At 69.1% G+C, this 24,096-nt stretch carries 25 protein-coding genes; 13 read left to right on the top strand and 12 right to left on the bottom strand.

Annotated features, from left to right (window positions below):
• Positions 1 to 6 precede the first annotated feature (6 nt).
• Positions 7 to 972: a quinone oxidoreductase family protein gene (locus NA8_RS27060; RefSeq protein WP_063053173.1), complete on the bottom strand. Its 966-nt coding sequence runs from the start codon at positions 970 to 972 to the stop codon at positions 7 to 9.
• A 61-nt stretch (positions 973 to 1,033) separates the two neighbouring features.
• Between NA8_RS27060 and NA8_RS27055 the strand changes: the two genes are divergently transcribed.
• Both NA8_RS27055 and NA8_RS27050 read left to right on the top strand, forming a co-directional pair.
• The gene (locus NA8_RS27055) at positions 1,034 to 1,384 is read left to right on the top strand and encodes a hypothetical protein (RefSeq protein WP_063053172.1); all 351 of its coding nucleotides are present in this window, start codon (positions 1,034 to 1,036) and stop codon (positions 1,382 to 1,384) included.
• A 3-nt stretch (positions 1,385 to 1,387) separates the two neighbouring features.
• On the top strand, positions 1,388 to 2,191 hold the full coding sequence (locus NA8_RS27050) for a transporter substrate-binding domain-containing protein (RefSeq protein ID WP_084467108.1): 804 nt from the start codon (positions 1,388 to 1,390) through the stop codon (positions 2,189 to 2,191).
• Positions 2,192 to 2,377: 186 nt separating this feature from the next.
• Here NA8_RS27050 and NA8_RS27045 read toward each other — a convergent pair whose 3' ends face one another.
• The 3 genes from NA8_RS27045 to NA8_RS35815 form a co-directional block, all read right to left on the bottom strand.
• Complete coding sequence (locus NA8_RS27045) at positions 2,378 to 2,947, bottom strand: flavoprotein (protein ID WP_063053196.1); 570 nt, start codon at positions 2,945 to 2,947, stop codon at positions 2,378 to 2,380.
• Between the two features lie 304 nt (positions 2,948 to 3,251).
• Complete coding sequence (locus NA8_RS27040; RefSeq protein WP_063053170.1) at positions 3,252 to 3,731, bottom strand: hypothetical protein; 480 nt, start codon at positions 3,729 to 3,731, stop codon at positions 3,252 to 3,254.
• On the bottom strand, positions 3,668 to 4,141 hold the full coding sequence (locus NA8_RS35815; protein ID WP_084467106.1) for a helix-turn-helix domain-containing protein: 474 nt from the start codon (positions 4,139 to 4,141) through the stop codon (positions 3,668 to 3,670). Before NA8_RS35815 ends, NA8_RS27040 begins: the two co-directional genes overlap by 64 nt.
• Positions 4,142 to 4,528: 387 nt before the next feature.
• On the opposite strand from NA8_RS35815, the gene NA8_RS34105 reads away from it, so the two are divergent.
• Positions 4,529 to 4,675 (top strand): hypothetical protein, encoded by a 147-nt coding sequence (locus NA8_RS34105; RefSeq protein ID WP_157106945.1) that lies wholly within the window; start codon positions 4,529 to 4,531, stop codon positions 4,673 to 4,675.
• Between the two features lie 12 nt (positions 4,676 to 4,687).
• Here the strand turns inward: NA8_RS34105 and NA8_RS27025 are convergent, their stop codons facing one another.
• Together NA8_RS27025 and NA8_RS27020 are read right to left on the bottom strand one after the other, a co-directional pair.
• Positions 4,688 to 4,966, bottom strand: a complete 279-nt coding sequence (locus NA8_RS27025; protein WP_157106944.1) for a hypothetical protein — start codon at positions 4,964 to 4,966, stop codon at positions 4,688 to 4,690.
• Positions 4,956 to 5,840 carry a universal stress protein gene (locus NA8_RS27020; protein ID WP_063053166.1) on the bottom strand — a complete coding sequence of 295 codons (885 nt, stop codon included), beginning with the start codon at positions 5,838 to 5,840 and terminating at the stop codon, positions 4,956 to 4,958. The genes NA8_RS27025 and NA8_RS27020 overlap by 11 nt, the downstream gene beginning before the upstream one ends.
• Before the next feature lie 390 nt (positions 5,841 to 6,230).
• Here NA8_RS27020 and NA8_RS27015 point away from each other — a divergent pair, with 390 nt between their 5' ends.
• Positions 6,231 to 8,468, top strand: a complete 2,238-nt coding sequence (locus tag NA8_RS27015; protein WP_063053165.1) for a serine/threonine-protein kinase — start codon at positions 6,231 to 6,233, stop codon at positions 8,466 to 8,468.
• Positions 8,469 to 8,480: 12 nt separating this feature from the next.
• Here the strand turns inward: NA8_RS27015 and pip are convergent, their stop codons facing one another.
• The 6 genes from pip to NA8_RS26985 form a co-directional block, all read right to left on the bottom strand.
• Positions 8,481 to 9,470: a prolyl aminopeptidase gene (gene pip / locus NA8_RS27010; RefSeq protein ID WP_063053164.1), complete on the bottom strand. Its 990-nt coding sequence runs from the start codon at positions 9,468 to 9,470 to the stop codon at positions 8,481 to 8,483.
• Between the two features lie 194 nt (positions 9,471 to 9,664).
• Complete coding sequence (locus NA8_RS27005) at positions 9,665 to 10,639, bottom strand: COX15/CtaA family protein (protein ID WP_063053163.1); 975 nt, start codon at positions 10,637 to 10,639, stop codon at positions 9,665 to 9,667.
• A 66-nt stretch (positions 10,640 to 10,705) separates the two neighbouring features.
• Complete coding sequence (locus NA8_RS27000) at positions 10,706 to 11,497, bottom strand: ABC transporter permease (RefSeq protein ID WP_063053162.1); 792 nt, start codon at positions 11,495 to 11,497, stop codon at positions 10,706 to 10,708.
• Entirely contained in the window at positions 11,494 to 12,426 is a 933-nt protein-coding gene (locus tag NA8_RS26995; protein ID WP_063053161.1) for an ABC transporter ATP-binding protein, read from the bottom strand. Before NA8_RS26995 ends, NA8_RS27000 begins: the two co-directional genes overlap by 4 nt.
• 73 nt (positions 12,427 to 12,499) lie before the next feature.
• Positions 12,500 to 14,209, bottom strand: a complete 1,710-nt coding sequence (gene mptB / locus NA8_RS26990; protein WP_439957420.1) for a polyprenol phosphomannose-dependent alpha 1,6 mannosyltransferase MptB — start codon at positions 14,207 to 14,209, stop codon at positions 12,500 to 12,502.
• A 20-nt stretch (positions 14,210 to 14,229) separates the two neighbouring features.
• Positions 14,230 to 14,958 carry a TetR/AcrR family transcriptional regulator gene (locus NA8_RS26985; RefSeq protein ID WP_063053159.1) on the bottom strand — a complete coding sequence of 243 codons (729 nt, stop codon included), beginning with the start codon at positions 14,956 to 14,958 and terminating at the stop codon, positions 14,230 to 14,232.
• Between the two features lie 68 nt (positions 14,959 to 15,026).
• Here NA8_RS26985 and NA8_RS26980 point away from each other — a divergent pair, with 68 nt between their 5' ends.
• The 9 genes from NA8_RS26980 to sufU all read left to right on the top strand — a co-directional run bounded on the left by NA8_RS26980 (position 15,027) and on the right by sufU (position 24,023).
• On the top strand, positions 15,027 to 15,887 hold the full coding sequence (locus NA8_RS26980) for an NmrA family NAD(P)-binding protein (protein ID WP_063053158.1): 861 nt from the start codon (positions 15,027 to 15,029) through the stop codon (positions 15,885 to 15,887).
• 127 nt (positions 15,888 to 16,014) lie between these two features.
• Positions 16,015 to 16,707, top strand: a complete 693-nt coding sequence (locus tag NA8_RS26975) for a TetR/AcrR family transcriptional regulator (protein WP_084467105.1) — start codon at positions 16,015 to 16,017, stop codon at positions 16,705 to 16,707.
• A 31-nt stretch (positions 16,708 to 16,738) separates the two neighbouring features.
• Positions 16,739 to 17,758, top strand: a complete 1,020-nt coding sequence (locus tag NA8_RS26970) for a zinc-dependent alcohol dehydrogenase (protein ID WP_063053157.1) — start codon at positions 16,739 to 16,741, stop codon at positions 17,756 to 17,758.
• A gap of 303 nt (positions 17,759 to 18,061) precedes the next feature.
• Positions 18,062 to 18,871, top strand: coding sequence for a helix-turn-helix transcriptional regulator (locus NA8_RS26965; protein WP_084467104.1), 810 nt, complete (start codon positions 18,062 to 18,064; stop codon positions 18,869 to 18,871).
• Complete coding sequence (gene sufB, locus NA8_RS26960; protein ID WP_063053156.1) at positions 18,868 to 20,304, top strand: Fe-S cluster assembly protein SufB; 1,437 nt, start codon at positions 18,868 to 18,870, stop codon at positions 20,302 to 20,304. Before NA8_RS26965 ends, sufB begins: the two co-directional genes overlap by 4 nt.
• Complete coding sequence (gene sufD, locus NA8_RS26955) at positions 20,304 to 21,482, top strand: Fe-S cluster assembly protein SufD (RefSeq protein ID WP_063053155.1); 1,179 nt, start codon at positions 20,304 to 20,306, stop codon at positions 21,480 to 21,482. Before sufB ends, sufD begins: the two co-directional genes overlap by 1 nt.
• Before the next feature lie 38 nt (positions 21,483 to 21,520).
• The gene (gene sufC / locus NA8_RS26950; protein ID WP_063053154.1) at positions 21,521 to 22,297 is read left to right on the top strand and encodes a Fe-S cluster assembly ATPase SufC; all 777 of its coding nucleotides are present in this window, start codon (positions 21,521 to 21,523) and stop codon (positions 22,295 to 22,297) included.
• Between the two features lies 1 nt (position 22,298).
• A complete protein-coding gene (locus tag NA8_RS26945; protein ID WP_063053153.1) occupies positions 22,299 to 23,552 on the top strand; it encodes a cysteine desulfurase in 1,254 nt (417 codons plus the stop codon).
• A 3-nt stretch (positions 23,553 to 23,555) separates the two neighbouring features.
• On the top strand, positions 23,556 to 24,023 hold the full coding sequence (gene sufU, locus NA8_RS26940) for a Fe-S cluster assembly sulfur transfer protein SufU (protein WP_063053152.1): 468 nt from the start codon (positions 23,556 to 23,558) through the stop codon (positions 24,021 to 24,023).
• The last annotated feature ends 73 nt before the right edge of the window (positions 24,024 to 24,096 follow it).

The following is a 24,096-nucleotide window of genomic DNA, read 5'->3' as shown; positions in this document are numbered from 1 at the left end:
AGCGGCTCACGGAAGCAGGACGATGGAACCGGTGGTCTTGCGGCCTTCCAGGTCGCGGTGGGCCCGCTCGGCGGCGGCGAGCGGGTAGGTCGCGCCGATCCGAATGTTCAGCGTGCCCTTGGCGATGGCGTCGAGGATGTCACCCGCGCGCCAGGTCAGCTCGGCGCGGTCGCGGGTGAAGTGCGCCAGCGTGGGGCGGGTGACGAACAGCGAACCTGCCGTGCTGAGCCGTTGCAGGTCGAACGGCGGCACCGGGCCGCTCGCGCCCCCGAACAGGGCGAGCGTGCCGCGCACGCGCAACGCGGCGAGGCTCGCCTCGAAGGTCGCCGCACCGACTCCGTCGTAAACCGCGGCCACGCCCACGCCGTCGGTGAGTTCACGCACGCGGTCGGCGAGGTCGTCGCCGTAGCGCAGCACCTCCGCGGCGCCTGCCGCGCTCGACAACGTCTCCTTCTCGTCGGTGGACACCGTGGTGATCACCCGGACGCCGCGTGCGGCCAGCAGCTGGGTGAGGATCAGCCCGACGCCGCCCGCGCCCGCGTGCACCAGCACCGTCTCCCCGGGCTCGGGCTTGTAGATCGACTCGATGAGATAGTGCGCGGTCATGCCCTGCAACAGCGCCGACGCGGCCACCGGCGGATCGACGCCGTCCGGCACCGGGATGGCGACGGCGGCGGGCACCGCGACCTTCGGCGCGTAACTGCCCGGCGCGGCCGACCACGCCACCCTGTCGCCGACCGCGAAGTCGGTCACGTTCGAGCCGACCTCGGCGACGACGCCGGTGCCCTCGGCGCCCGGGATGTAGGGGACGTTCTGCGGGTAGCGCCCGGTGCGGATATAGGTGTCGATGAAATTGACGCCGATCGCCTGCGTATCGACCAGCAGCTGGTCCGGTCCGATCCGCGGATCGGGCACGTCGACGTACTTCAGGACCTCGGGACCACCGTGTTCGGAAACCTGAATGGCGCGCATGGGATCCAGTTCTACACCCGACCGACGGGCCTGCTGCCTACCGGTCGGTAAACTGCGTGCCATGAGTACTCGAACCGCCACGGCGCGGGCGAAGCTGTCGAGCGCCCTCGTGGAGTCCGTCAAGGGATTCGTCGCCGACCACGGCGGATCCGCCACGGCCGTGCTCCAGCCCATCGGCCGCGCGGGCGTCCGCGTCACCCTGGTCGGCTCCGACGGCATCCTCGGCGACCGGGTCGTCCCGGACCTGGACACCGCCAAGGCATTGATCGACACCATCGACGGACTCACCGAGGCGGACGAGTGGGATCGCGAACTCAGCTCGATCGTCACTCCGCGCAAGGGCCACTGGGCCAAGATGGCGGGCTGGGTCGCCAAGCAGGCCCGCTTCCCCAAGGCGCGCAACGAGAAGTGATCGGTGCGTAGCCGAGTGACGCTGCCCGGCCGTGTCGGCGCGACGCTGGCCGCCGTGTGCGCAGCGCTTGCCGCAGCGGCGATTCCGGCGGCCGCGCAGCCGCCGGAGACTCCGAACGTGCTGCGCGCCTGCACGCCCGGCGACTATCCGCCGTACTCGATCAGGGATGACGCGGGCGGCTACCGCGGTGTGGACGTCGACCTCGCGCGGGGATTCGCCTCCCTGCTCGGCCGTCCGATCGAGTTCGTGCCCGTGACCTGGGCGACGCTGAAGACGGACTTCGCCGAGCGGAACTGCGATCTCGCGGTCGGGGGCATCTCCGACCTGCCGTCGCGCCGCGCGTTCGCCGACTTCTCGATCACCTACGGCACCGACGGCAAGGCTCCGATCACCCATCGCTCGAACGGCGCGGCTTACTCGACCGTCGCGGAGATCAACCGCCCCGGTGTTCGCGTGATCGCCAATCGGGGTGGGACGAACGAGGAATTCGCGCGCAAGAACTTCCCCGACGCGCAGCTCACCCTGTGGCCGGACAATCTGACGATCTTCGGCGAGATCGAACAGGGCCGCGCCGATGTGTTCGTCACCGATTCCGTCGAGGGCCGCTACCGCGTGCGGCAGCACCCGGACCTGCAAGTGCTGCATCCCGAAGCGCCGTTCGACTCCTTCGGGAAGGTGCTGCTGGTGCGGCGGAACGCTCCGGTCCTGTCGGCCATGGTGGACGCCTACTTGGCGACCCAGCTGGCGGCCGGCGCGGTGGATCGGCTGTTCGACCAGTGGATCGGGCCGCGCGCCTCCGTCGGCTGAGAGCATCGCCTGTTCGGATCGCGAAGACATCGTGGCTGCCCGCTGACGACACGGACGTTTCGGGTCGCGATGATGGCGGTACCGCCGCTTCGGCGACCTGAAGCTACTCTGCCCCAGCCGAATTTCACGGCAGGCGGACAGGTCGATACCAGCCGAGTCGATGCCGAGGACTGGGTAGCTCGATCGTCAGCTCGTCGCTCGCTCGGAATCGTCCCGGCGCGGATGCTCGAGGAGCGCTTTCCATGCTGTCTGCCACGGGAAGAGGGGCAAGCCCGCCTCGCCGGTGCCCCGTTCGTGCGGCTCGCCTTCGCCGATCACGATGGTGACGCCCCACTCTGAGAGTTTGCGCAGCCCCTCCTGAATCGCCGGGAAGCTGATCTGCGCACGGTTCGAGTAAGGCACACCCACGATCGGCAGCCCTTTGCCGAGTCCTTCGACCAGCAGGCCGAGCAGCAGCGTATCGGAGATCCCCGCGGCCCATTTCGCGATCGAGTTGCCGGTGAGCGGAGCGGCGATGAGGGCGTCGGCGGGCGGCAGCACATCCGGCGTACCGGGCTCCTTGTATTCGCTGCGCACGCGATAACCGGTCTGCGCCGCGAGCGCGTCGGCGTCGATGAATCGGGTCCCCGAGGGGGAGGCGATCACGCAGACCACCCAGCCGTCCGCCTGGGCCAGGGCGATCAACTTGCCGACGTCGCGTGCGGCGGGCGAGCCGGTCACCAGGGCGTACAGCACGGGATTTCCATTGGCGTCCACCAATTCGTGGTGTCACGCCACCGACGCGCGCGGAGGTCGGCCCGCACCCGCTGGGCTCCCGCCGCGCCCACCTGCCCGGCGTCTCGCATCGCGGCAGCGGCGACCGTGGCCATGGCCGAGGCGATCGCGAGGTCAGGTTCGTAGATGGACCGCTGTGGCGCGGCAGGTGAATCCCCCCTGTGGGATCGGCTCGATCTCGACATCGACCTCCGAAGACTGTGCGGCAACGGATTTGCCTGGATGTACGCCGGTCGGACCCACCTCGTCGATCATGCCGCGCCGGGTCGGAGCGGCGCGTGAGGGCTCATGCGGGGACGGCGCCGACGCGTTTGGCGAGGCGGCCGAGGTCGCCGCTGGTGAGGTCGCGGCGGGCGGTGCGCATCATGTGACCGACGAGTTCCCGGACATGGCTCATGCCTCGGACCTGTTGCGGGGCGATGTGTTCGGCGCGCAGGAGGGCATGCAGGGAGTTTCGGTAGTCGCGGCGCAGGGCGTGTGCGCGGCCGATTTCGACGAAGTATTGGGCACGGCGGCCTTCGGCGGGGATGGTGTGCGGGTCGAGGATGGGTGCGATCTCGAGGACTCGGCCTGGTTCGCGTTGTTCCATTGCTGCCGACATTCGCCACAGGATCACGTTTGTCGCGTTGAAGGTGGAGTTGCGCAGGAGGGCGTTGTCCGAGTCGGCGTGTTGGAGTCGAGCAACTTGCTCGTCCGCTTCGTTCAAGTGGTCGTCCGGGTCGCTGCCGAGTGCTGCTGTGACGAGAGCGGCTTGCAGATGCAGCATGCCGTACGTGTCGCGTAATCGCATGCTTGCCGCAGTTCAGCGGCATACTTCGTCGCGGCCGTGAGTTCGTCCGGACCCCGCCACGAATCGACCGCCGTGGTGTTGCCGTGCGTCCAGAGGACCGTTTCGATGTCGGATACCGCGGCGTGGAACCCGGCGGAAGTCGGGTCCAGCCGATCCTGGCTATCTCCGGTCAGGTCTCCGACCGCGACGCCGAGTGCTTGCGCGAGCGCGTGCAGCCTGCGCCGCGAATCGACAGGCCGCTCACCGTTCTCGTATTTGGCGATGGCTCCCCGGCTGACACCGATCCGGTCGGCCAGAACTTGCTGAGAGATGCCGCGACGCGCGCGAACAGCACGCACTGGTCGGCCGATGTACCGGCCTCGGTCTTTCCCCTGATCTTCGCGCATCGGCTCTCCCTCGCCGGATGCTGATCGAAAACCCCATGCTAGACGCGCTGTCAGGTGTCCCGCAGCGGGACAGCGCGAGATTCGCGGCCCGCCAAGCTGTTCCGGCACTCAGCCGGGCGCGGCCATCCGCGATGGAGCGCCGTTCGCGCTCGCTCGGTGGGTGCTGACCCGTTGCGGCGCGCAGATCGCGCTGCCCTCGCCCGCCGACCGGTCGCCGTGTTTCCGGGTGTGGGTCGAACCCCCGCGCGACACCTTCCGGCCCTCGGGCTCGGTCGTGGTCGCGGCGATTCGCGTCCGCGCGCGGCAGGGGAGGTGACCGTGCGGCAAGAATCGCCGCGCCCGGATGAACCGGACGTCCACTTGTCCATCCAGTTCCACGATATCCGAATGGAATTCGCGGCTTGCCGAACCGCGGCGGAGCTGTTCGTGCGGGAGTGGCGCGCCCGGCACTACCACCACGCGGTCACCGTGCTGTCCGATGATCCCACCGGGCTGCCTCGGCTGCCCAACGAGCGACTGTTCCTGCAGCCATGACCGGTCGCACACTCAGGTGTCGCGGGGAGGCTCGCGCCGGTGCTCGGCTCCCCAGCGCACCAACCCGATCGCCACGGCGAGATAGAGGACGGCGGCGACGATGACCATGATGCCGTAGTCCGCCACCCAGCCGGGAATCTTGGTCGAGGTGGCCAGCGCCGCGACCACCATCGCCAAGCCCAGGATCTCCGCGACGGGGCTCAGCGGCGCGAGGTCCACGTCGTAGCGGTGTTCGGAAGGCGACCCGCGCAGCACCGGGCGGGCGCCGCCGCCCACCGTCCTACCGCTCACGGCAGATCACCACGGGGACCTGCGCGTTGTGCAGCAGATTCTGGCTCGTCGATCCGAGCAGGAGGCCGGTGAGCCGGTTGTGCCCGCGACTGCCGGTCAGGACCAGTTGCGCGTTCTCGGCGTGCTCGAGCAGCGCTTCCACGGGTGTGTTCTTCCGGATTACCTTGGTGACGGTGACGTCCGGGTACTTCTCGTTCCATCCGGCCATGCGCTCGGACAGCAATTCCTCCTCCTGCTGGGCCAGCGTCTCCCACGCGTCGGGCACCGGAGTCCACTGCAGCAGATCCGGGTCGTTCCACGCGTGCAAGGCGATCACGTCGACACCCAGGGTGGAGGCGAGTTCGAACGCCTCGCCGATCGCGGCGTCACCACCCGGGCTCCCGTCGACGCCGACGAGCACGGGCCGCTTGTCCGGCAGTGGCCGGTCGAGCCTGCCCCGCCACACCGTCACCGGGCAGCCCGCCTTGTTCGCGACCGTGAGCGCGGTGGAACCGAGCAGCAGTGTGGAGAGCCGGTCTTGTGATTTGGCCGCGACGACGACCATGCGCGCACCCGCGCTGTGCGCGATCAACTCGCGCGCCGGAGTGCCGTCTTCGACGATCCGCCGGATCTCCACGTCCGGCTGCTCGGCACGCACGGCGTCGAACGCCTCCTGGACCTTCTGCTTCGCGGCCGCGCGGAGTTCGGGGCGCAGGTTGACCTCGGCCAGGGCGGAGGACGTCAGCGGGTAATCGAGCGCGGGAACGACAGCGAGCAGCACCAGCGTGGCATGCTGTCGGCTCGCGATGGCTCCGGCCCAGCGTGCCGCGCCCACCGCGGTGGGGCTGCCATCTATTCCGACGACGATCGACTGGAAGTCGGCGGGTGCGCTCATCTGGTCTCCGATTCTCGGCTCCGGCGGGGTCGGCTTTCACGTTCGCAGCCGACCGCTCGCAGCGCCGGGGTCGGTGGCCCCCGATGACGAGGACCTAAGACCTTCGCCGACCGGAAGCACCGTTTCCGAGGTGTCATCCCGAGCCGAATACAAAGCGGCGGATTTCCGCGCGGTGCGGGCCGCCGACCTTGGGGGGAGCGCGAGCTGAGGCACTGGCGAATTTCTTGCGAAGAACACTGCCGGATGGATGGGGTCCCCGCCTCCGGCTCGGAGCGATACCCTGTGAGCAGGGAGGTTCGGTAGCAAGGAGGCGATGTGGGACAACTGCGACGCAAGGTCTCCGCGCGCTTCGCGGCCGGGTGAACGACCACGGCTGATTTCGGGCTACCGATGCGTGAGCCGATCGACCTGGTCGATTCAGCCGAACGAACCCGCGCGGCGCTCGCCGCCGTCGTGGCGCGGTTCTCGGAGGCTTGGGCATCCGGCTCCCCACCCGACCTGTCCGCCTACCTGCCCCGTGCGCAAGCCGAGCGTCACACGATATTGATCGAATTGATCAAGGTCGACCTCGAGTACCGCTGGGTTCGCTACCACCTCCCCAAGCGGCTGATCGACTACCGGGCGGAATTCCCCGAGTTGCGAAACGGTCCGTTCCCGGCCGATCTGGTCTACGAGGAATTCCACGCCATGCGCCGCAGCGACCTCGGAAGCGATGCCGCCGACCTGACCGCCACCGGCACCGCCACGGCGGCCGGTCCGGAACTCGATCGGCTCACCAGCGACTACCGCAGCACGATGATCGCTCGCCCGAGCGCCCAGGTCGCCCTCGACGCCATCGACGTCGGCGACCGGGTCGACGATTTCGACCTCCTGATGCGGATCGGGGCCGGTGCGTTCGCCCAGGTGTACCTCGCGCGCCAGCAGTCGATGCAGCGACTGGTCGCGGTCAAGATCTCGCACAACCACGGCAACGAGCCGCAGACGCTCGCCCAGCTGGATCACGAATACATCGTGCGCATCTTCGACCAGCGACTCATCGCCGACGGCGAGCTGAAGCTGCTTTACATGCAGTATCTGCCCGGAGGAACACTGCTCGACGTGCTGCGCTTGTCGCGCGCGACGCCCCGGGAGCGGCGCGGCGGCCGACTGCTGCTCGATGCCATCGACAAGGTACTCGCCGACAAGGGCGAGGTCCGGCCCACCGAATCAGCCGTGCGGACCCGGATCGCCGCTCTGACCTGGCCGGAGACCGTCGCCTGGCTGGGCCGCCGACTCGCGGACGCCCTGCAGCACGCGTCCGAACGAGGGGTGCTGCACCGCGACATCAAACCCGCGAACGTGCTGCTGAGCGCCGAGGGAAGCCCGAAGCTGGCCGACTTCAACGTCAGCTTCAGCAAACGCGTTACGGGCACCAGCCCCCTGGCGTACTTCGGCGGATCGCTGGCCTACATGTCGCCCGAACAGCTGGAAGCCTGCCATCCCGACCTCCCGGCGACCGCCGGGGAACTGGATACGCGCAGTGACATCTTCGCGCTGGCGGTCATGCTGTGGGAGTTGCTCACCGGGCGCCGCCCCTTCGCGGACGAAATGTCCGCGGGTGAGTCGCAGACGTCGCTTGCCCACATGATCGAACTGCGGCGCAGACCCGTGGAGCCGGCGTTCCTGTCGGAGCTGCCGCCGGATTGCCCCGTGGCGCTGCGCCGCGTGCTGCTGAAGTGCCTGTCGCCCGACCGCGCTGACCGCTACTCTTCCGGTTCGGAATTGGCGCAACAGCTCGACTTATGCCTGGAGCAGAGGGCCCGCGATCTCGTCTATCCGCCCCCGGACAGCTGGCGCGTACGACTTTCGCGCAGGCCCACCCCCGTCTTGTGGCTGTCTTCGCTGGTCGGTGTCGGCCTGGCCACGGTCTATATGGCGGTGCACGTGCAGGAGTTGATCAGAGAGCGCCTGTCCGATGCCACCAATAGGCAGCTCAACATGGGCGTCTACGTTTTCGTTCTCATCGCAGGCCCGCTGTCCATCCTCATCTACGCGTACATGTCCCGTCATGTGCTCGCGGTTCCTCGCGGCTTGCGTGCGGGCAGACGTTACGACGAGGCACTGCTCGCGCGGGTGCGGTCGCGGACCCTGTTCTGGGGCGACATGTGTGCGCTGAACACCTTCCAGACCGGGATGACGGCGACCGTGACCGGGGTGTTCCTGTGTCTCTGGTTGACCGACCTTCCGGCGCGGCTGGTGATTCACGCGGCGATGACCGTCTTCATGGCGGGCGTCATCTCCGTGGCCTATACGTTCTTCCTGTCGACGTTCTACATCGTCCGCTGCGTCTATCCGATCTATCTGCGCTACACCCGCACGACGGTGGACGACTCCGGCCATATACGCGCGCTGCGTCGAAGAACCATGGTCTATCTCGCGGTCACGGCATCCGTGCCGCTGGTGGGGGTGCTGGCCGGATTCAGCCTTCTCGAACCCGAGGAACTTCCGCTGGTGCGCGATTCGGTCCTGGGTTTGTGCGCTGTCGGCGGACTCGCGTTCGTCGCCGTCTACTGGCTGTACCGGACGCTCGACGCGGACCTGCGCGCGTTGCAGCGGGTGGTCGGGAGACCGGCGGCGGGCGTCGGCTGATCGGCCGCGCGGCTAAGCCTGCCCGGCGAACCGGGCGATCGCCCGCCGGATGGCCGCACCCATGGCGGGGCTGCCGGTGTGCCCGGAATCGTCGATGACCTCGAGTTCCGCGTCGGGCCATGCCTGAGCCAGCTGCCAGGCGGTGTACAGCGGGGCGCTCAGGTCGAGCCTGCCGTGGATCAGCACTCCGGGGATGCCCGTCAGCCGGTGCGCATCGCGCAGCAACTGCCCGTCCTCCAGCCAGGCCGCATGAGCGAAGTAATGCGTGCAGATCCGGACGAACGCCATGCGCGCGGCGTCCGGCTTGGCGCTGTACTGCCCGGGGCTGCCGAGGTTTTCGTGCGCGATCACGGCGTCTTCCCAGGCGCACCACCGCTGCGCCGCCGCCTCGCGGATGGCGGCGTCGGGACTTTCCACCAGCCGTCGGTAGGCATCGACGAGATCGCCGTAGCGATCGGCGAGCGGGACGCCGGTGCGGAAGGTCTCCCACTGCTCGGGCAGCAGCCGTGCGACATCGCGGTAGAGCCAGTCGATCTCCTCTTGCCGGGTCATGGTGACCCCGGCCAGCACGATCTCGCTGACCCGCTCGGGGTGGCGCTGCGTGTAGGCGAGGATCAGCGTCGCGCCCCAGGAACCGCCGAAGAGCAACCACCGGTCGATCCCGAGGTGTTCGCGCAGCCGTTCCATGTCCGCGATCAGGTGATGGGTGGTGTTGTGCGCGAGATCGACAGCGGGGTCGGAGGCGTGTGGCAGGCTCTCCCCGCAGCCGCGTTGATCGAACAGGACGATCCGGTAGGCCGCCGGGTCGAAGCTTCTGCGCGAACCGCGTCGTCCGCCGCCGCCGGGCCCGCCGTGCACCACCAGCGCCGGCTTGCCACTCGGGTTACCGCTGGTCTCCCAGTAGATCCGCTGACCGTCCCCGACGTCGAGCAGCCCGTCGGCATACGGCTCGAACTCGGGAAAGGGCTGCGACGCATCGGATCGCGGGTGAGGCGTGGACACGACCGATCACGCTACCGCCGAGCGAGGATCACAGCCCGGTGGTGCGAGACGCGCGCGAGCGCGCTCCGGCCCCACATCGGCATTGTGCCGAAGTGGCCCGTGGCGTGCCGAAGCCGTGCGAACTGCTTGCAGCGCTCTGGTACACGGGTCGTTCACCTGTTGTGGCGTGACGACCAGGGGTAAGCGTGGGTCGCTCAGGCGGCCTGCGTGGCCTGGTCCGGCTTCGGAGCGGCGACCCGCTCCCGGGTGCGCAGCGAGGCCCACAGCGCGGCGGTGGCTGCGGTGCACGCGGCAGCCCCGCCCACGTGCACGACGACCAGCGCCGCGGGGACGTCGGTGAAGTACTGCACGACGCCGACCAGCGCCTGCGAGCACACCAGTGCGAGCAGTACGAACAGGCGGGTGCGCACGGCGGGGGTGATGCCGACCGCGAACAGGCCGAACGCCAGGCCGACCAGCAGCGCGAGATACCCCACCAGCAGTTGGGAGTGCAGATGCACCAGGGTGACGATCTCGACCTGCAACCGCTCGACTTGGCGTTCGATGCTCTTGTCGCCCGCGTGCGGACCGGCCGCGGTCACCAGTGTGCCCGCGATCAGGACCGCGCTGAGCGCGACGCCCGCGAAGGCGGTGAGCCAGCGCAGCGGCGCGGGGGCCTGCACGGTATCGACGCCGTCGTCGGGTTCGCCGATCTTCGCGTACAGCACCACCGCCAGCCACACCATCACCATCGACGCGAGCAGGTGCGTCGAGACGGTCCACCACAGCAGCCCGGTGCGCACCGTGATACCGCCGATGATCGCCTGCACGACGGTGCCGCCGGGCATCAGCCACGCGTAGACCAGCACCTCGCGGCGGCGGCGCGCACGGGTCACCGCCAGCACAACGGCCGCCGCGCACAGCGTGACCGCGAACGTGAGCAGCCGGTTGGAGAACTCGACCGCCTGATGGATGGCCGGGACCTCCGACACCGCGACCGGTGTGAAGCTGCCGGGGAAGCACTGCGGCCAGGTCGGGCAGCCGAGACCGGAGGCGGTGACCCGCACGACGGCGCCGGTCACCGAGATGCCCGCCTGGGACAGGATGACCGCGAGCGCGATCAGGCGCTGCGTCCGTGAGGAGGGCAGCGGCAGCTTGTCGACGAGTCGCAAGAACGCGCGATACAGCACGTCGGAAATGGTAGCCGGGCCGGATCCGACGGCTTCATCCGGTCTACTACATTTCGTCGTTGAGGCTCAGTGGAAGCGGAACAGGCGGGTCGCCGCGACGCCCGACACCACGCCCCATACGGCGAGTACGGCGATCCCGAACCAGTCGACGCCGGTGTGCATCGCGGTTTCCAGCGCTTCGGCCAGCGCGCCCGACGGCACCAGCCGGGCGAGCACGCTCACCACGGCGGGCAGGTCGTCGGCGGCGAACACGATGCTGGCGACGCCGAGCATGACGAACCACAGGATGTTGGCCAGCGCGAGCACGACCTCGGCTTTCAGGGTGCCGCCCAGCAGCAGGCCCATCGCCGCGAAGGTCGCGGTGCCGAGCGCGATCACCGCCGCGCCCAGCAGCAGCCCGACGGGTTGCGGCCGCCAGCCCAATGCGAAGCCGATGAGGCCGAGCAGGACGGCTTGCAGCACGACCACGATGAGCACGGCCGCGCTCTTGCCCGCGATGACGCCCCAGCGCGGCAGCGCCGTCGCGCCGAGCCGCTTGAGCGCGCCGTAGCGGCGGTCGAAGCCGACGGCGATGGCCTGACCGGTGAACGCGGTGGACATGACGGCCACCATCATCACCGCGGGCACGATCTTGTCCACCCGGTGCGCGCCGAGATCGCCGAACGGCAGCAAGCTCAGGCCGACCAGCAGGGTGATCGGGATGAACATGGTCAGCAGGAGTTGTTCGCCGTTGCGCAGCAACAGGATCAGCTCGAGCCTGGTCTGCGCGAACAGCATCGCGGCGCGGCTGCTCGGGCGCGGGCCGGGGGCGAAGGTGCCCGGCGTGAATCGGTTGGCGGTCGCGTCGTGCTCGCTCATCCGCGCAGGTCCCGTCCGGTCAGTTCGAGGAAGACGTCTTCGAGGCGGCGCTGATCGATCCGGATGTCGGTGGCCAGCACGTTCATTCGCGCGCACCACGCGGTGACGGTCGCGAGCACTTGCGGATTGATCTCGCCCTCCACCAGATAGGTGCCGGGGGTGGTCTCCCGCGGCGCGAACCCTTCGGGCAGGGCGTTCGCCAGCAGTTCCAGGTCCAGTTTGGGCGGCGCGGTGAAGCGCAGCTGCCCCGCCGCTCCGTGCGCGGTGACCTCGGCGGGGGTGCCGGAGGCGACGATGCGGCCGTGGTCGATGATCACCAGCTGGTCGGCGAGTTGCTCGGCCTCGTCCATCATGTGCGTGGTCAGCACGACGGTCACCCCGTCGCGGCGCAGGGCGTCGATCAGTTCCCAGACGATCAGCCGGGCCTGGGCATCAAGGCCCGCCGTCGGTTCGTCCAGGAACACGATTTCCGGTTTGCCCACCAGCGCGCAGGCGAGGGCGAGCCGCTGCTGCTGGCCGCCGGAGAGGCGGCGGTAAGGGGTGCGGCGGTTGTCCTGGAGGCCGAGCGTGCGCAGCAGCCAGTCGGGGTCGAGCGGATCCGCGGAGTAGGCGGCTACCAAGTCCAGCATTTCCCCCGCTCGCGCGCCGGGATACGCGCCGCCGCCTTGGAGCATGACGCCGATGCGGGGGCGCAGCCGTTCGGAATCGGCGACGGGGTCCAGGCCGAGCACGCGCACCGCGCCGGCGTCCGGCGCGGCGAATCCCTCGCACATCTCCACCGTGGTGGTCTTGCCAGCGCCGTTCGGGCCGAGCAGCGCGAGCACCCGCGCCGGTTCGACTTCGAACGTCAGGCCGTCCACGGCCGTGGTCTCGCCGTACCGCTTGACGACGGCGTCGACGCTGACGGCCGGTCCGGAGGCCGTGGTCACGACTCAGCCTCGCCGGCGCTCGGTTTCGGCGCACCCGGTGATGCTGTGTAGATGGCTCCCTCGCCACGCTCGGTCACGATGTCACACCGTAGGAGGTGGGCACCTGTGACGGAGCCGACACCCCCGTCTGCCCGCGCCAGGGCAGCGAGTTGCGCGTGATCACGATGAACAGCACTCCGACGATCACGGTGGCGATCGCGGCGCCCACGATCTGGAACACCTCCAGATCGGCGCCGCGCGGCATCAGGATGACGCTCACGATCGCCGAGAACGCCACCGCAGGAACCCGGAACACCGGCCGGGTCGCCCAAGCCGCCATCGGCACGATCGCCCACAGCAGATACCAGGGCTGCACCACCGGGAACAGCAGCACGATCGCGCCGAGCGCCACGCCGAGCGCGCCGACGGGATGCAGCCGCCCGGTGCCGGTGGCGACCAGCATCCGGACGGTGAAGAAGCCCGCGACCACCGCCGCGATCGGGCGGGTGATGCTCAGCAGCGCGGTGGTGTGATCGCCGAGTCCCAGCAGCACACCGCCGAACCCGGTGATGATGCCGAGCACGGTCGGCAGCGACATCCAGCTGCGCACCACGCTCGCGGTGTTCAGCGTGTAGATCCAGCCGAATCCGAGCCCGCTGACCGAACTGATGAAAAGCGTTGTGCCGATGGCGATCGCGCCGAGCATGGCGGCCGCGATGGCGACCGTGCGCAGCGAGGCGCCCCAGCGCCGCGCCAGCGCCATCCCGACGAACCCGAGCACGATGATCGAGGTGAACTTGATCGAGGACGACAGCGTGATGATGATCGCCCCGCTGATCAGCCACGCGTAGGCCCGGCCGTCGAACGGGTGGGTGTCCTCGATGGCGCGCAGACAGAACTCCAGGCCCGCCAGCATCAGGCCGAGCATCAGCGCGTCGTTGTGCACGCCGCCGACCAGATGGAACAGCACCAGCGGGTTGGCCGCGCCGAGCCACAGCGCGCTCACCGGCGCGACGCCGCAGCGCACCGACAGCCGGGGCAGCGCCCAGACGATCAGCGCGACGCCGCCGAGCGCGAGGATCCGGTGCACCCACACGCCCGCGATGATGTTGTCCCCGGTGAGTTCGGCGATGCCACGGCCGATCCAGAGGAACAGCGGACCGTAGGGCGCGGGGGTGTCGCGCCAGATGGTCGGCACGTTGTTGGTCAGGACGTTGTCGATCCCGAGTCCCGCGACCGGGCCTTCCTGATACGGGTCGATGCCGCGCGCGGCGATCTCGCTCTGTGCCAGATAGGAGTAGACGTCGTTGCTGAACAGCGGGGGAGCGACGCTGAGCGGGATCAGCCACAGCAACAGCGTGCGGTCCAGCTGCGAGCGGGTCAGCCGGTGGATCGGGGAGCCGCCGATGCCGCCGATCGCGAATCGGCCCAGCAGCAGCCAGGCCAGCACGACCACGACGGTGCCGGTCATGCACATGGCCAGCGAGCCGGTGTGGGCGCGGGCGAAGATGCCCAGCACGCGGACGCCGGAGGTCGGGTTCTGGTGCACCGGTTGCGCGCCGATGCCGAGCGCGCTGATCGCCATCAGCACCGTGCCCGTCGCGCCCATCAGGCGGATCCGGTCGAGCTGCGCCAGCTCCTTACGGTCGAGACCGGGCACCTCCGACTCGTCGCGATGCAGCACCGCGATCGTGTGATCGGCCGCGGGCACGTCGAGTCCGAGTGCCCGGCGCCCGACCGCCAGTGTCCTGCGCCGCGCGCCGTCCAGTACCGCCACGCAACGCAGCCTAGTTGGTGCGCGCATGCGGGTCTGTCGTGTCGATGTCAGCGAGGACGGGGAGCGTCGCCGGTGGGGTTCTCGTCGGTTCGTCGCAGCCATTCCGACAGCAGGGCGCGTTCGGCGTCGGTGAGCATCGGCAATTCCGGTGCGGCGGTTCGTAGGGCGGCCGCGGCGGCGTCGGGCGCGGAAGGTGGTGGGATGTCGGTGAGGATCGCGTGGGTCACCGCCTCGTACATCGCCTCGGCAAGCCCGAGGTCACGGTCTTGGGCCGGGACGGACAACAGGGCCAGAGCGGCCCCGGTCCCGGCGGCATGGACGAGGTCGACGGCGCGACGTTCGCTTACCCGGAGCCGGCCGGCCGCCGCGACACGGTGCACCCGGGCGCGCAGCACCTGCAGCCCAGCGGCCGCCGCGGGTGAGGCAGTCCCGCGGTGGGGGTCGGTGAGCATCGAGAACACCGCCGGATTGGTCAGGGCGAAGTCGATGTGCGTGTCCCATCCGGCGCGAAGCTCGGCTACCGGGTCGTCCTCCTCGTCGGCGAGGGCCTTGCCCGCCACGTAGGTCGCGAAGACATGCTCGGCGACGGCATCGAGCAATGCGTCCTTGTCCTCGAAGAAACGGTAGATGGTCGGCGCCTGCATGCCGGCCGCATGCGCGACCGCGCGGGTGGTGACAGCGTGCGGGCCCTGTTCGCATAACAGCCGCCCAGCCACCTCGACGATGCGCTCCCGGGTCTCCTGCCTGCTCGCGCTGCTCGACCTCGACTCTGCCATGCGGCCATCCTAAGCGCTGCTGATATCGTCGTTGCTAACATCGATATTATCAATGTTAAGGAGTGTGGATGATCATCGTCACCGGAGGCACCGGACTGCTCGGCTCTCAGATCGTCGATCGGCTGCTGGAGCGGGTACCGGCCGCTCGGGTCGGCGTCAGCGTGCGCGACATCGACCGGGCAGGTGAGCTGGCCTCCCGCGGAGTGCGGGTGCGGCGCGGCGACTTCACCGACCCGTCATCCCTGGCCGAGGCATTCGCAGGCGCCACCCAAGTGCTGATCGTGTCGGCGAACCTGACCGGGGAGGCGGCCGTCGCCGCGCATGTCGCGGCGATCGACGCCGCTCGCGCGGCCGGGGCCGGGCGCATCCTTTACACCAGCCATCAGGCCGCCGCCGATGATTCGGTGTTCGGTCCCATGCCGGATCATGCCGCGACCGAGCGCTACCTGGCGGCGACAGGCATACCGTTCACCGCACTGCGCAACGGGTTCTACGCCGGTACCGTCCCGCTTTTGCTCGGTTCGGCGCTGGACACCGGTGAACTGCTCGCACCGGCCGATGGGCCGGTTTCCTGGACAGCCCATGCCGATCTCGCCGAAGCCGCGGCGATCATCCTCGCCGACGAAGGCCGGTTCGACGGGCCGACCCCGCCCCTGACCGCACCGGAGGCGCTGGACCTCGCCGACATCGCCGCCATCCTCACCGAACGGACCGGACGAACGATCCGCCGCGTCGTCGCCGCGGACTCCGAATGGGCCGCTTCCCTGGTCGCGCGCGGCGTCCCCGAGGAGCGGGCCGCCATGCTCCTCGGCATGTTCCGAGCCGCCCGCCGCGGGGAATTCGCCACTGCCACAGGCCAACTCGAAAGCCTTCTCCAGCGCCCCGCCATACCGGTCAGGTCGATTCTGCAGGCGGCCACCACTCGCTGAGCACGACCTACGGTTGCCCTCAACGGCACACCGGCGATTGCGGTCCTCGGGAACAAGGCACTGTCGTAAGGCGCTGTAGGCTGTCGTTCCGACCGGACCGGCGCCGGTCGCGGGGCACAATCGACAGATGGTTTCGGAGTCCAGGCGGCGGATCGAGGTGGCCGCGTCCGGGCTGCTGGCGCGGCACGGGTATCACGGGTTCGGTCTGAAGGCGTTGAGCGAGGCGGCCGAACTGCCGTATGGCTCTATCTACCACCACTTTCCGGGGGGCAAGGAGGAGATCGCGGTCGCGGCGATCACCGGGACCGGCGTGCTGACCGGCCGGATGATCCGGCAGGCGCCCACCGATGTGTTCGCCACCTTGGCCACGCTGTTCGAATTCATGGTCGGCAAGCTCGCGGACTCGGAGTGGACCGACGGATGCCCGGTCGGGACGCCCGCGCTCGACGGCGGCAGTGACGTCGAGGCGGTGCGCTCGGCCTGTGTGCACGCCTTCGAGGCGATGGAGCAGGCATTCGCCGGACTGCTCGCCGAACTGGGGCTCGGCGGCGAGGAGGCGGCAGAGCTGGCCACGACGGTGGTCGCCGCCTATGAGGGTGCCACGATCCTGGCCCGGATCCGGCAGACGGACGCCCCGCTGCGCACAGTGGCGCAGTCGATGGAGCGGCTGATCCGGTCGACGTTCGCGTCGGCGGGGATCGGCGGCCCCGCGACCGCGCCGCACCGAGCGGCGGCCACCACCGAGCCCGGTGCGGCAGCGCGTCCCGGACAATTTCCGGAAACTTCTGCCCAGCAAGGCGATGCGGGACCGAACGCTTGACTAGAAAGAACGTTCTAGCGACACTCGGACGATGAAGCGTCTGATGCTGACCGGTCCTGGTGCGATGCGCTGGGAAGAACATCCCGAACCCGTGCTGACCGGGTCCGGCCAGGCGCTCGTGCGGCCCGTCGCGCTGGCCACCTGTGACATCGACCCGGCCGTTCTGCGCGGCGCGTTCCCGCTGCCCGGACCGTATCCGTTCGGGCACGAGGGAGTGGCGGAAGTCGTCGACATCGGTCCGGAGGTGCGCGGCGTCACCGTCGGCGACCTGGTGGTGGTGCCGTTCCAGATCTCCTGCGGCGCCTGCCGGGCCTGCGCACGCGGGCGGACCGGAAACTGCGTGAGCCATCCGCGGCTGTCGTCGTTCGGCCTCGGCGCCATGGGCGGGTTGGACTGGGGCGGGTTGTGGGCCGACCTGGCGTTGGTGCCGCACGCGGACGCCATGCTGGTGCGGCTGCCCTCCGGCGTCGACCCGGCCGCGGTGGCCAGCGCCAGCGACAACATCCCGGACGCCTATCGCGCGGTCGGCCCGCAGCTGGCCGACGATCCCGCCGCCGAAGTGCTGGTGATCGGCGGCCCCGCCGCGCCGTCGATCGGTCTGTACGCCGCCGGGCTCGCCGTCGCCCTCGGTTCCGCCCGGGTGGTCTATCTCGACGACTCCGTCCAGCGACTGGGCATCGCGAAGTCGCTCGGCGCGGAGGCGATCGAAGGGCCCCCGGACGCACGGGTGGGGCGGTTCCCGATCGTCGTGGAGGCAGCAGGCCGGGCGAAAGCGCTGCGCGGGGCGATCGACGCGACGGCGTACGACGGCTGGTGCACGAGCGTCAGCGTCCAGTCGCAGGACGTCGCGCTGCCGCTGTTCGGCATGTACACCCGCTGCTGCACCTTGCACACCGGCCGGGCGCATGTGCGCCCGGCCATTCCCGAGGTCCTCGATCTCGTGGCGGCCGGTCGCTTCGACCCGTCACTGGTCACCACCGCGACGGTCCCGTGGGAGGATTCGGTGGACGCGCTGCTGGAGACGCCATTGAAACTGGTGGCCGTGCGCTGAACGTCTGTGACGAATCGCACTGCGGACCGTCGCGACCCGGTGTCCGGTGGCGACGATCACGCCGCAGGGGCGGTCGCGGCGGTTCCGAGTCCGCGCGAACTCGCCCCAGCCGGTTCGATCAGCGTTTTCTCTGCGCAGGTCAGGGGGAGGGACGGCTTCGGGCCCGGCGCTGTATCGGTAGACGCCTGTCCGGATGATCGGGGCGTGACCCTCCGCCGGACCGGAATCCCCGCAGGTCGACCGGGCCGCTTACTCAGGGCACCCTTATTAGATTTCCGGAACGAATTCCGCCACACTGATGTTGTGAAAACCGTGGGTTTGCGGAGGAACGACGAAGGGACTGGTCGCCGGACCGGTGCCGGGTCGGTTGCTGCGCCCGCGGCGGTCGGCGGCGAAGGGCATACCCGAGCGGCCATCGTCCAGCTGCTGCTGGAGGAAGGACCGATCACCGCCACCGCCATCGGGAACAGGCTCGGCCTCGCCCCGGCGGGCGTGCGCAGGCATCTGGACGCCTTGATCGACTCCGGCCGAGCGCGAGCGACTCGATCGGCGCCCTGGCAGCAGAAGGGCCGGGGCCGCCCGGCCAAGCAGTACCAGCTCACCGCGGCCGGGCGAGGCGACCTCGGCCACGCCTACGACGATTTGGCGGGGGCCGCGATCCGGCAGCTCGGGGAGATCGGCGGCGAACAGGCCATCGCCGAGTTCGCCCGCAGACGGGCACGCACTATCGTGGCCGGGATCGAGCCGGTCGGTGAGCACACCACCGAACAAACCGAGGCCAAGGCCGAGGAGATCGCCGAGGCGTTCACCGACGCCGGGTTCGCCGCCACCACCCGCAAGGTGGGCGCGGGCGTGCAGATCTGCCAGCATCACTGCCCCGTGGCGCACGTCGCCGAGGAGTTCCCTCAGCTGTGCGCGGCGGAGCTCGAGGCGTTCCGGGAGCTGCTCGGCACGCATGTGCAGCGGCTGGCCACGATCGCCAACGGCGACTGCGCGTGCACCACGCACGTGCCGCTGCTGGTCCTGCCTGCCGACCGGACCGGAACTTCAGCACCAACCGCTGCACAGCCCGCAGCGGTACGAACGAACGACTCCGGAAGGAGTGCCGAATGACGACGACCACCGACCAGGTGCAACCGCTCACCCAGGAAGAAACCATCGCTTCGCTGGGCAAATACGGTTACGGCTGGGCCGATTCGGATGTGGCCGGCGCCAGCGCGCAACGAGGTCTGTCCGACGCGGTTGTCCGCGACATCTCGGCGAAGAAGAACGAGCCCGAGTGGATGCTCGAGCAGCGGCTCAAGGCGCTGCGCATCTTCGATCGCAAGCCGATGCCGCTGTGGGGATCGAACCTCGACGGCATCGATTTCGACAACATCAAGTACTTCGTCCGCTCCACCGAGAAGCAGGCCGCGTCCTGGGACGAGCTGCCCGAGGACATCAAGAACACCTACGACAAGCTGGGCATCCCCGAGGCCGAGAAGCAGCGGCTGGTCTCCGGTGTCGCCGCGCAGTACGAGTCCGAGGTCGTCTACCACCAGATCCGTGAGGATCTGGAGCAGCAGGGCGTCATCTTCCTCGACACCGACACGGCGTTGAAGGAGCACCCGGAGATCTTCCGGCAGTATTTCGGCACGGTGATCCCCGCGGGCGACAACAAGTTCTCCGCGCTGAACACCGCCGTATGGTCGGGTGGGTCGTTCATCTACGTGCCGCCGGGCGTGCACGTCGACATCCCGCTGCAGGCCTACTTCCGGATCAACACCGAGAACATGGGCCAGTTCGAGCGGACGCTGATCATCGTCGACGAGGGCGCCTACGTGCACTACGTCGAGGGCTGCACCGCGCCGATCTACAAGTCCGACTCGCTGCACTCCGCGGTGGTGGAGATCATCGTCAAGAAGGGCGGCCGCTGCCGCTACACCACCATCCAGAACTGGTCGAACAACGTCTACAACCTGGTCACCAAGCGGGCCAAGGCCGAGGCGGGCGCGACCATGGAGTGGATCGACGGCAACATCGGTTCCAAGGTCACCATGAAGTACCCGGCGGTCTGGATGACCGGCGAGTACGCCAAGGGCGAGGTGCTCTCGGTGGCGTTCGCCGGCGAGGGTCAGCACCAGGACACCGGCGCGAAGATGCTGCACCTCGCGCCGCACACCTCCTCGACCATCGTGTCGAAGTCGGTGGCGCGCGGCGGCGGCCGGGCCTCCTACCGCGGCCTGGTCCAGGTGAACAAGGGCGCGCACGGCTCGAAATCGACGGTGAAGTGCGACGCGCTGCTGGTCGACACGATCAGCCGCTCGGACACCTACCCCTACGTCGACATCCGTGAGGACGACGTGACCATGGGCCACGAGGCGACTGTCTCGAAGGTCTCCGAGGACCAGCTGTTCTACCTGATGAGCCGCGGCCTCACCGAGGACGAGGCGATGGCGATGGTGGTGCGCGGCTTCGTCGAGCCGATCGCCAAGGAACTGCCGATGGAGTACGCGCTCGAACTGAACCGCCTGATCGAACTGCAGATGGAAGGAGCCGTCGGCTGATGGCCGTGGAGAACATTGCCGAAGCCGCCGAAGCTCGCACCCCCGCGGTCAACAAGGGCGAAGTCTTCACCTCGTTCGACGTCAATGCCTTCGAGGTGCCTTCCGCCAAGGACGAGGCGTGGCGGTTCACGCCGCTGCGCCGCTTGCGCGGACTGCAGGACGGCACCGCGGTTCGCGACGGCCGCGCGACCGTCGAGATCGCGGCGTCCGAGGGCGTGACAGTCGAGACGGTCGACCGTACCGACGCCCGGCTCGGCGCGGGCGGCGTGCCGTCCGATCGTGTTGCCGCGCAGGCATACTCGGGCTTCGAGCAGGCGACCGTGGTGTCGGTCGGCAAAGAGGTCGAGGTCGCCGAGCCAGTAGTCGTCACGATCACCGGTCCCGGCGAGGGCAAGACCGCCTACGGCCACCTGCAGATCCGGCTGGAGCCCTTCGCCAAGGCCACCGTGGTCATCGACCAGCATGGCAGCGGAACCTACGCGGAGAACATCGAATTCGTGCTCGGCGATTCGGCCAAGCTCACCGTGGTCGCGGTGCAGGACTGGGCCGACGACGCGGTGCACGCCACCGCGCACCACGCCAAGCTCGGCCGCGACGCCACCCTGCGGCACATCTCGGTCACCCTCGGCGGCGACCTGGTGCGCCTGACCGGCAACGTCCGCTACGACGGCCCCGGCGGTGACGCCGAACTGCTCGGCCTCTACTTCGCCGACGCGGGCCAGCATTTCGAGCAGCGCCTGCTGGTCGACCACGCGGTGCCGAACTGCAAGTCGAACGTGCTGTACAAGGGTGCGCTGCAGGGAGATCCGCACTCGCCGAAGGGCGACGCCCGCACCGTCTGGGTGGGCGATGTGCTCATCCGTGCCGCCGCCGAGGGCACCGACACCTTCGAGGTGAACCGCAACCTGGTGCTCACCGACGGGGCGCGGGCCGACTCGGTGCCGAACCTGGAGATCGAGACCGGCGAGATCGTCGGCGCCGGACACGCCTCCGCGACCGGCAGGTTCGACGACGAGCAGCTGTTCTACCTGCGCGCCCGCGGCATCCCGGAGGACGCCGCCCGCCGCCTGGTGGTGCGTGGTTTCTTCCACGAGATCATCCAGAAGATCGCGGTGCCCGAGATCCGGGAGCGGCTGGAGGCGGCCATCGAGGCCGAACTCGCCGCCATCGGCGCCTGATCGACAAACCCCATACCTGGCAAAGGAATTCGAATTCGATGACCACCCTGGAAATCAAGGACCTGCACGCCGAGGTCGCCAACCCCGACGAGTCCGGCGAGCCCATCAAGATCCTCAAGGGCGTGAACCTCACGGTGAAATCCGGTGAGACGCACGCCATCATGGGCCCAAACGGCTCCGGCAAGTCCACGCTGTCCTACGCGATCGCCGGTCACCCGAAGTACACCGTGACCTCCGGCTCGATCACCCTCGACGGCGAGGACGTGCTGGCGATGTCGGTGGACGAGCGCGCGCGTGCGGGCCTGTTCCTCGCCATGCAGTACCCGGTCGAGGTTCCCGGCGTCTCGATGTCGAACTTCCTGCGCACCGCCGCCACTGCCGTGCGCGGCGAGGCCCCGAAGCTTCGGCACTGGGTCAAGGAGGTGAAGGAGTCGATGAGCGAGCTGGAGATCGACGCCGCCTTCGCCGAGCGCAGCGTGAACGAGGGCTTCTCCGGCGGTGAGAAGAAGCGCCACGAGATCCTTCAGCTGGGCCTGCTGAAGCCGAAGATCGCCATCCTGGACGAGACCGACTCCGGCCTGGACGTCGACGCGCTGCGCATCGTCTCCGAGGGCGTCAACCGCTACAAGGAGCGCGAGAACGGCGGGGTCCTGCTGATCACGCACTACACCCGCATCCTGCGCTACATCCAGCCGGAGTTCGTGCACGTCTTCGTCGGCGGTCGCATCGTCGCCGAGGGCGGCGCCGAACTCGCCGAGGAACTCGACGCCAACGGCTACGTTCGTTTCACTCAGACTGCAACCGCTGGAGCCTGACATGACCGCTACGGTCCGCACCCTCGACGTCGCCCGCATCCGGGCCGACTTCCCGATCCTGAACCGCACGGTCCGGGACGGAAAACCGTTGGTGTACCTGGACTCCGGCGCGACCGCGCAGCGGCCGATCGAGGTGCTCGAAGCCGAACGCGACTTCCTGATCACCAGCAACTCCGCGGTGCACCGCGGGGCGCACCAGCTGGCCGAGGAGGCGACCGACGCCTACGAGGGCGCGCGGACCGACATCGCGCGGTTCGTCGGCGTGGACGCGGGCGAGATCGTCTTCACCAAGAACGCTACCGAGTCGCTGAACCTCGTGACCTACGCGTTCGCCGACGACCGGTTCCCGCACCACGTCGGTCCCGGCGACGAGATCGTCATCACCGAGCTGGAACACCATGCGAATCTGGTGCCCTGGCAGGAGCTGGCCCGCCGCACCGGCGCCACGCTGAAGTGGTACGGCGTGACCGAGGACGGCCGGATCGATCTGGACTCGCTGGAACTGTCGGCCGCCACCAAGGTGGTCGCGTTCACCCACCAGTCCAACGTCACCGGCGCGGTGGCGCCGGTCGAGGAGCTGATGCGCCGCGCTAAGGCGGTGGGCGCGCTGGTCGTGCTCGACGCCTGCCAGTCGGTGCCGCACATGCCGGTGGACTTCCACACGCTGGGCGTGGATTTCGCCGCGTTCTCCGGGCACAAGATGCTCGGTCCCTCCGGCGTCGGCGTGCTCTTCGGCCGCCGCGCGCTGCTCGAGGAGATGCCGCCGTTCATCACCGGCGGGTCCATGATCGAGACGGTGTTCATGGACCACAGCACCTACGCTCCGCCGCCGCAGCGCTTCGAGGCCGGGGTGCCGATGACCTCGCAGGTGGTCGGATTGGGCGCGGCCGTGCGGTATCTCGAACGCATCGGCATGGACGCGGTCGCGGCGCACGAGCACACGCTGGTCGGCGCGGCGCTGGAAGGGTTGGCCGGGATCGGCGGCGTGCGCGTCATCGGACCCACCGAGAACGTCGACCGCGGCGGCGCCGTGGCGTTCGTCGTAGACGGCATCCACGCGCACGATGTCGGGCAGATCCTGGACGACGAGGGCGTCGCCATCCGGGTGGGCCATCATTGCGCGTGGCCACTGCACCGGCGTTTCGGCGTCGCGGCCACCGCACGCGCCTCGTTCGCGGTCTACAACACCATCGCCGAGGTGGACGCGCTGGTCGCCGCCGTGCGGAAGGCCCAGAGCTTCTTCGGAGTTGCATAAGACATGCGCATGGAGCAGATGTACCAGGAAGTGATCCTGGACCACTACAAGCACCCGCACCACCGCGGGCTGCGCGAGCCGTTCGGGGCCGAGGTGCACCACGTGAACCCGACCTGCGGCGACGAGGTGACCCTGCGCGTGCAGCTCGGCGACGACGGTGACATCGCCGACGTCTCCTACGACGGGCAGGGCTGCTCGATCAGCCAGGCCGCCACCTCGATTCTCACCGACCAGGTCATCGGGCTGCCGGTGCAACAGGCGCTGAAGGTGGTCGACTCCTACAGTGAGATGATCTCCAGCCGCGGCACCATCGAGGGCGACGAAGACGTGATCGGCGACGGCATCGCCTTGGCGGGAGTCTCCAAGTACCCCGCGCGGGTGAAGTGCGCGCTGCTCGGGTGGATGGCGTTCAAGGACGCCGTCCTCAGGATCGGCCCCGAGCAGCCCGCCGGCGCCACGGAAGAGAACTGACCGTCCGATGCGAAACGGGGAAGCGTCATGACTGACACACCGGCCACCGATACGACCGAGCAGGCCGCGCCGG

Source organism: Nocardia arthritidis NBRC 100137, from assembly GCF_001612765.1.
In the GTDB taxonomy this organism is placed as follows: domain Bacteria; phylum Actinomycetota; class Actinomycetes; order Mycobacteriales; family Mycobacteriaceae; genus Nocardia; species Nocardia arthritidis.
This window is presented reverse-complemented; position numbering and strand designations above follow the sequence as displayed.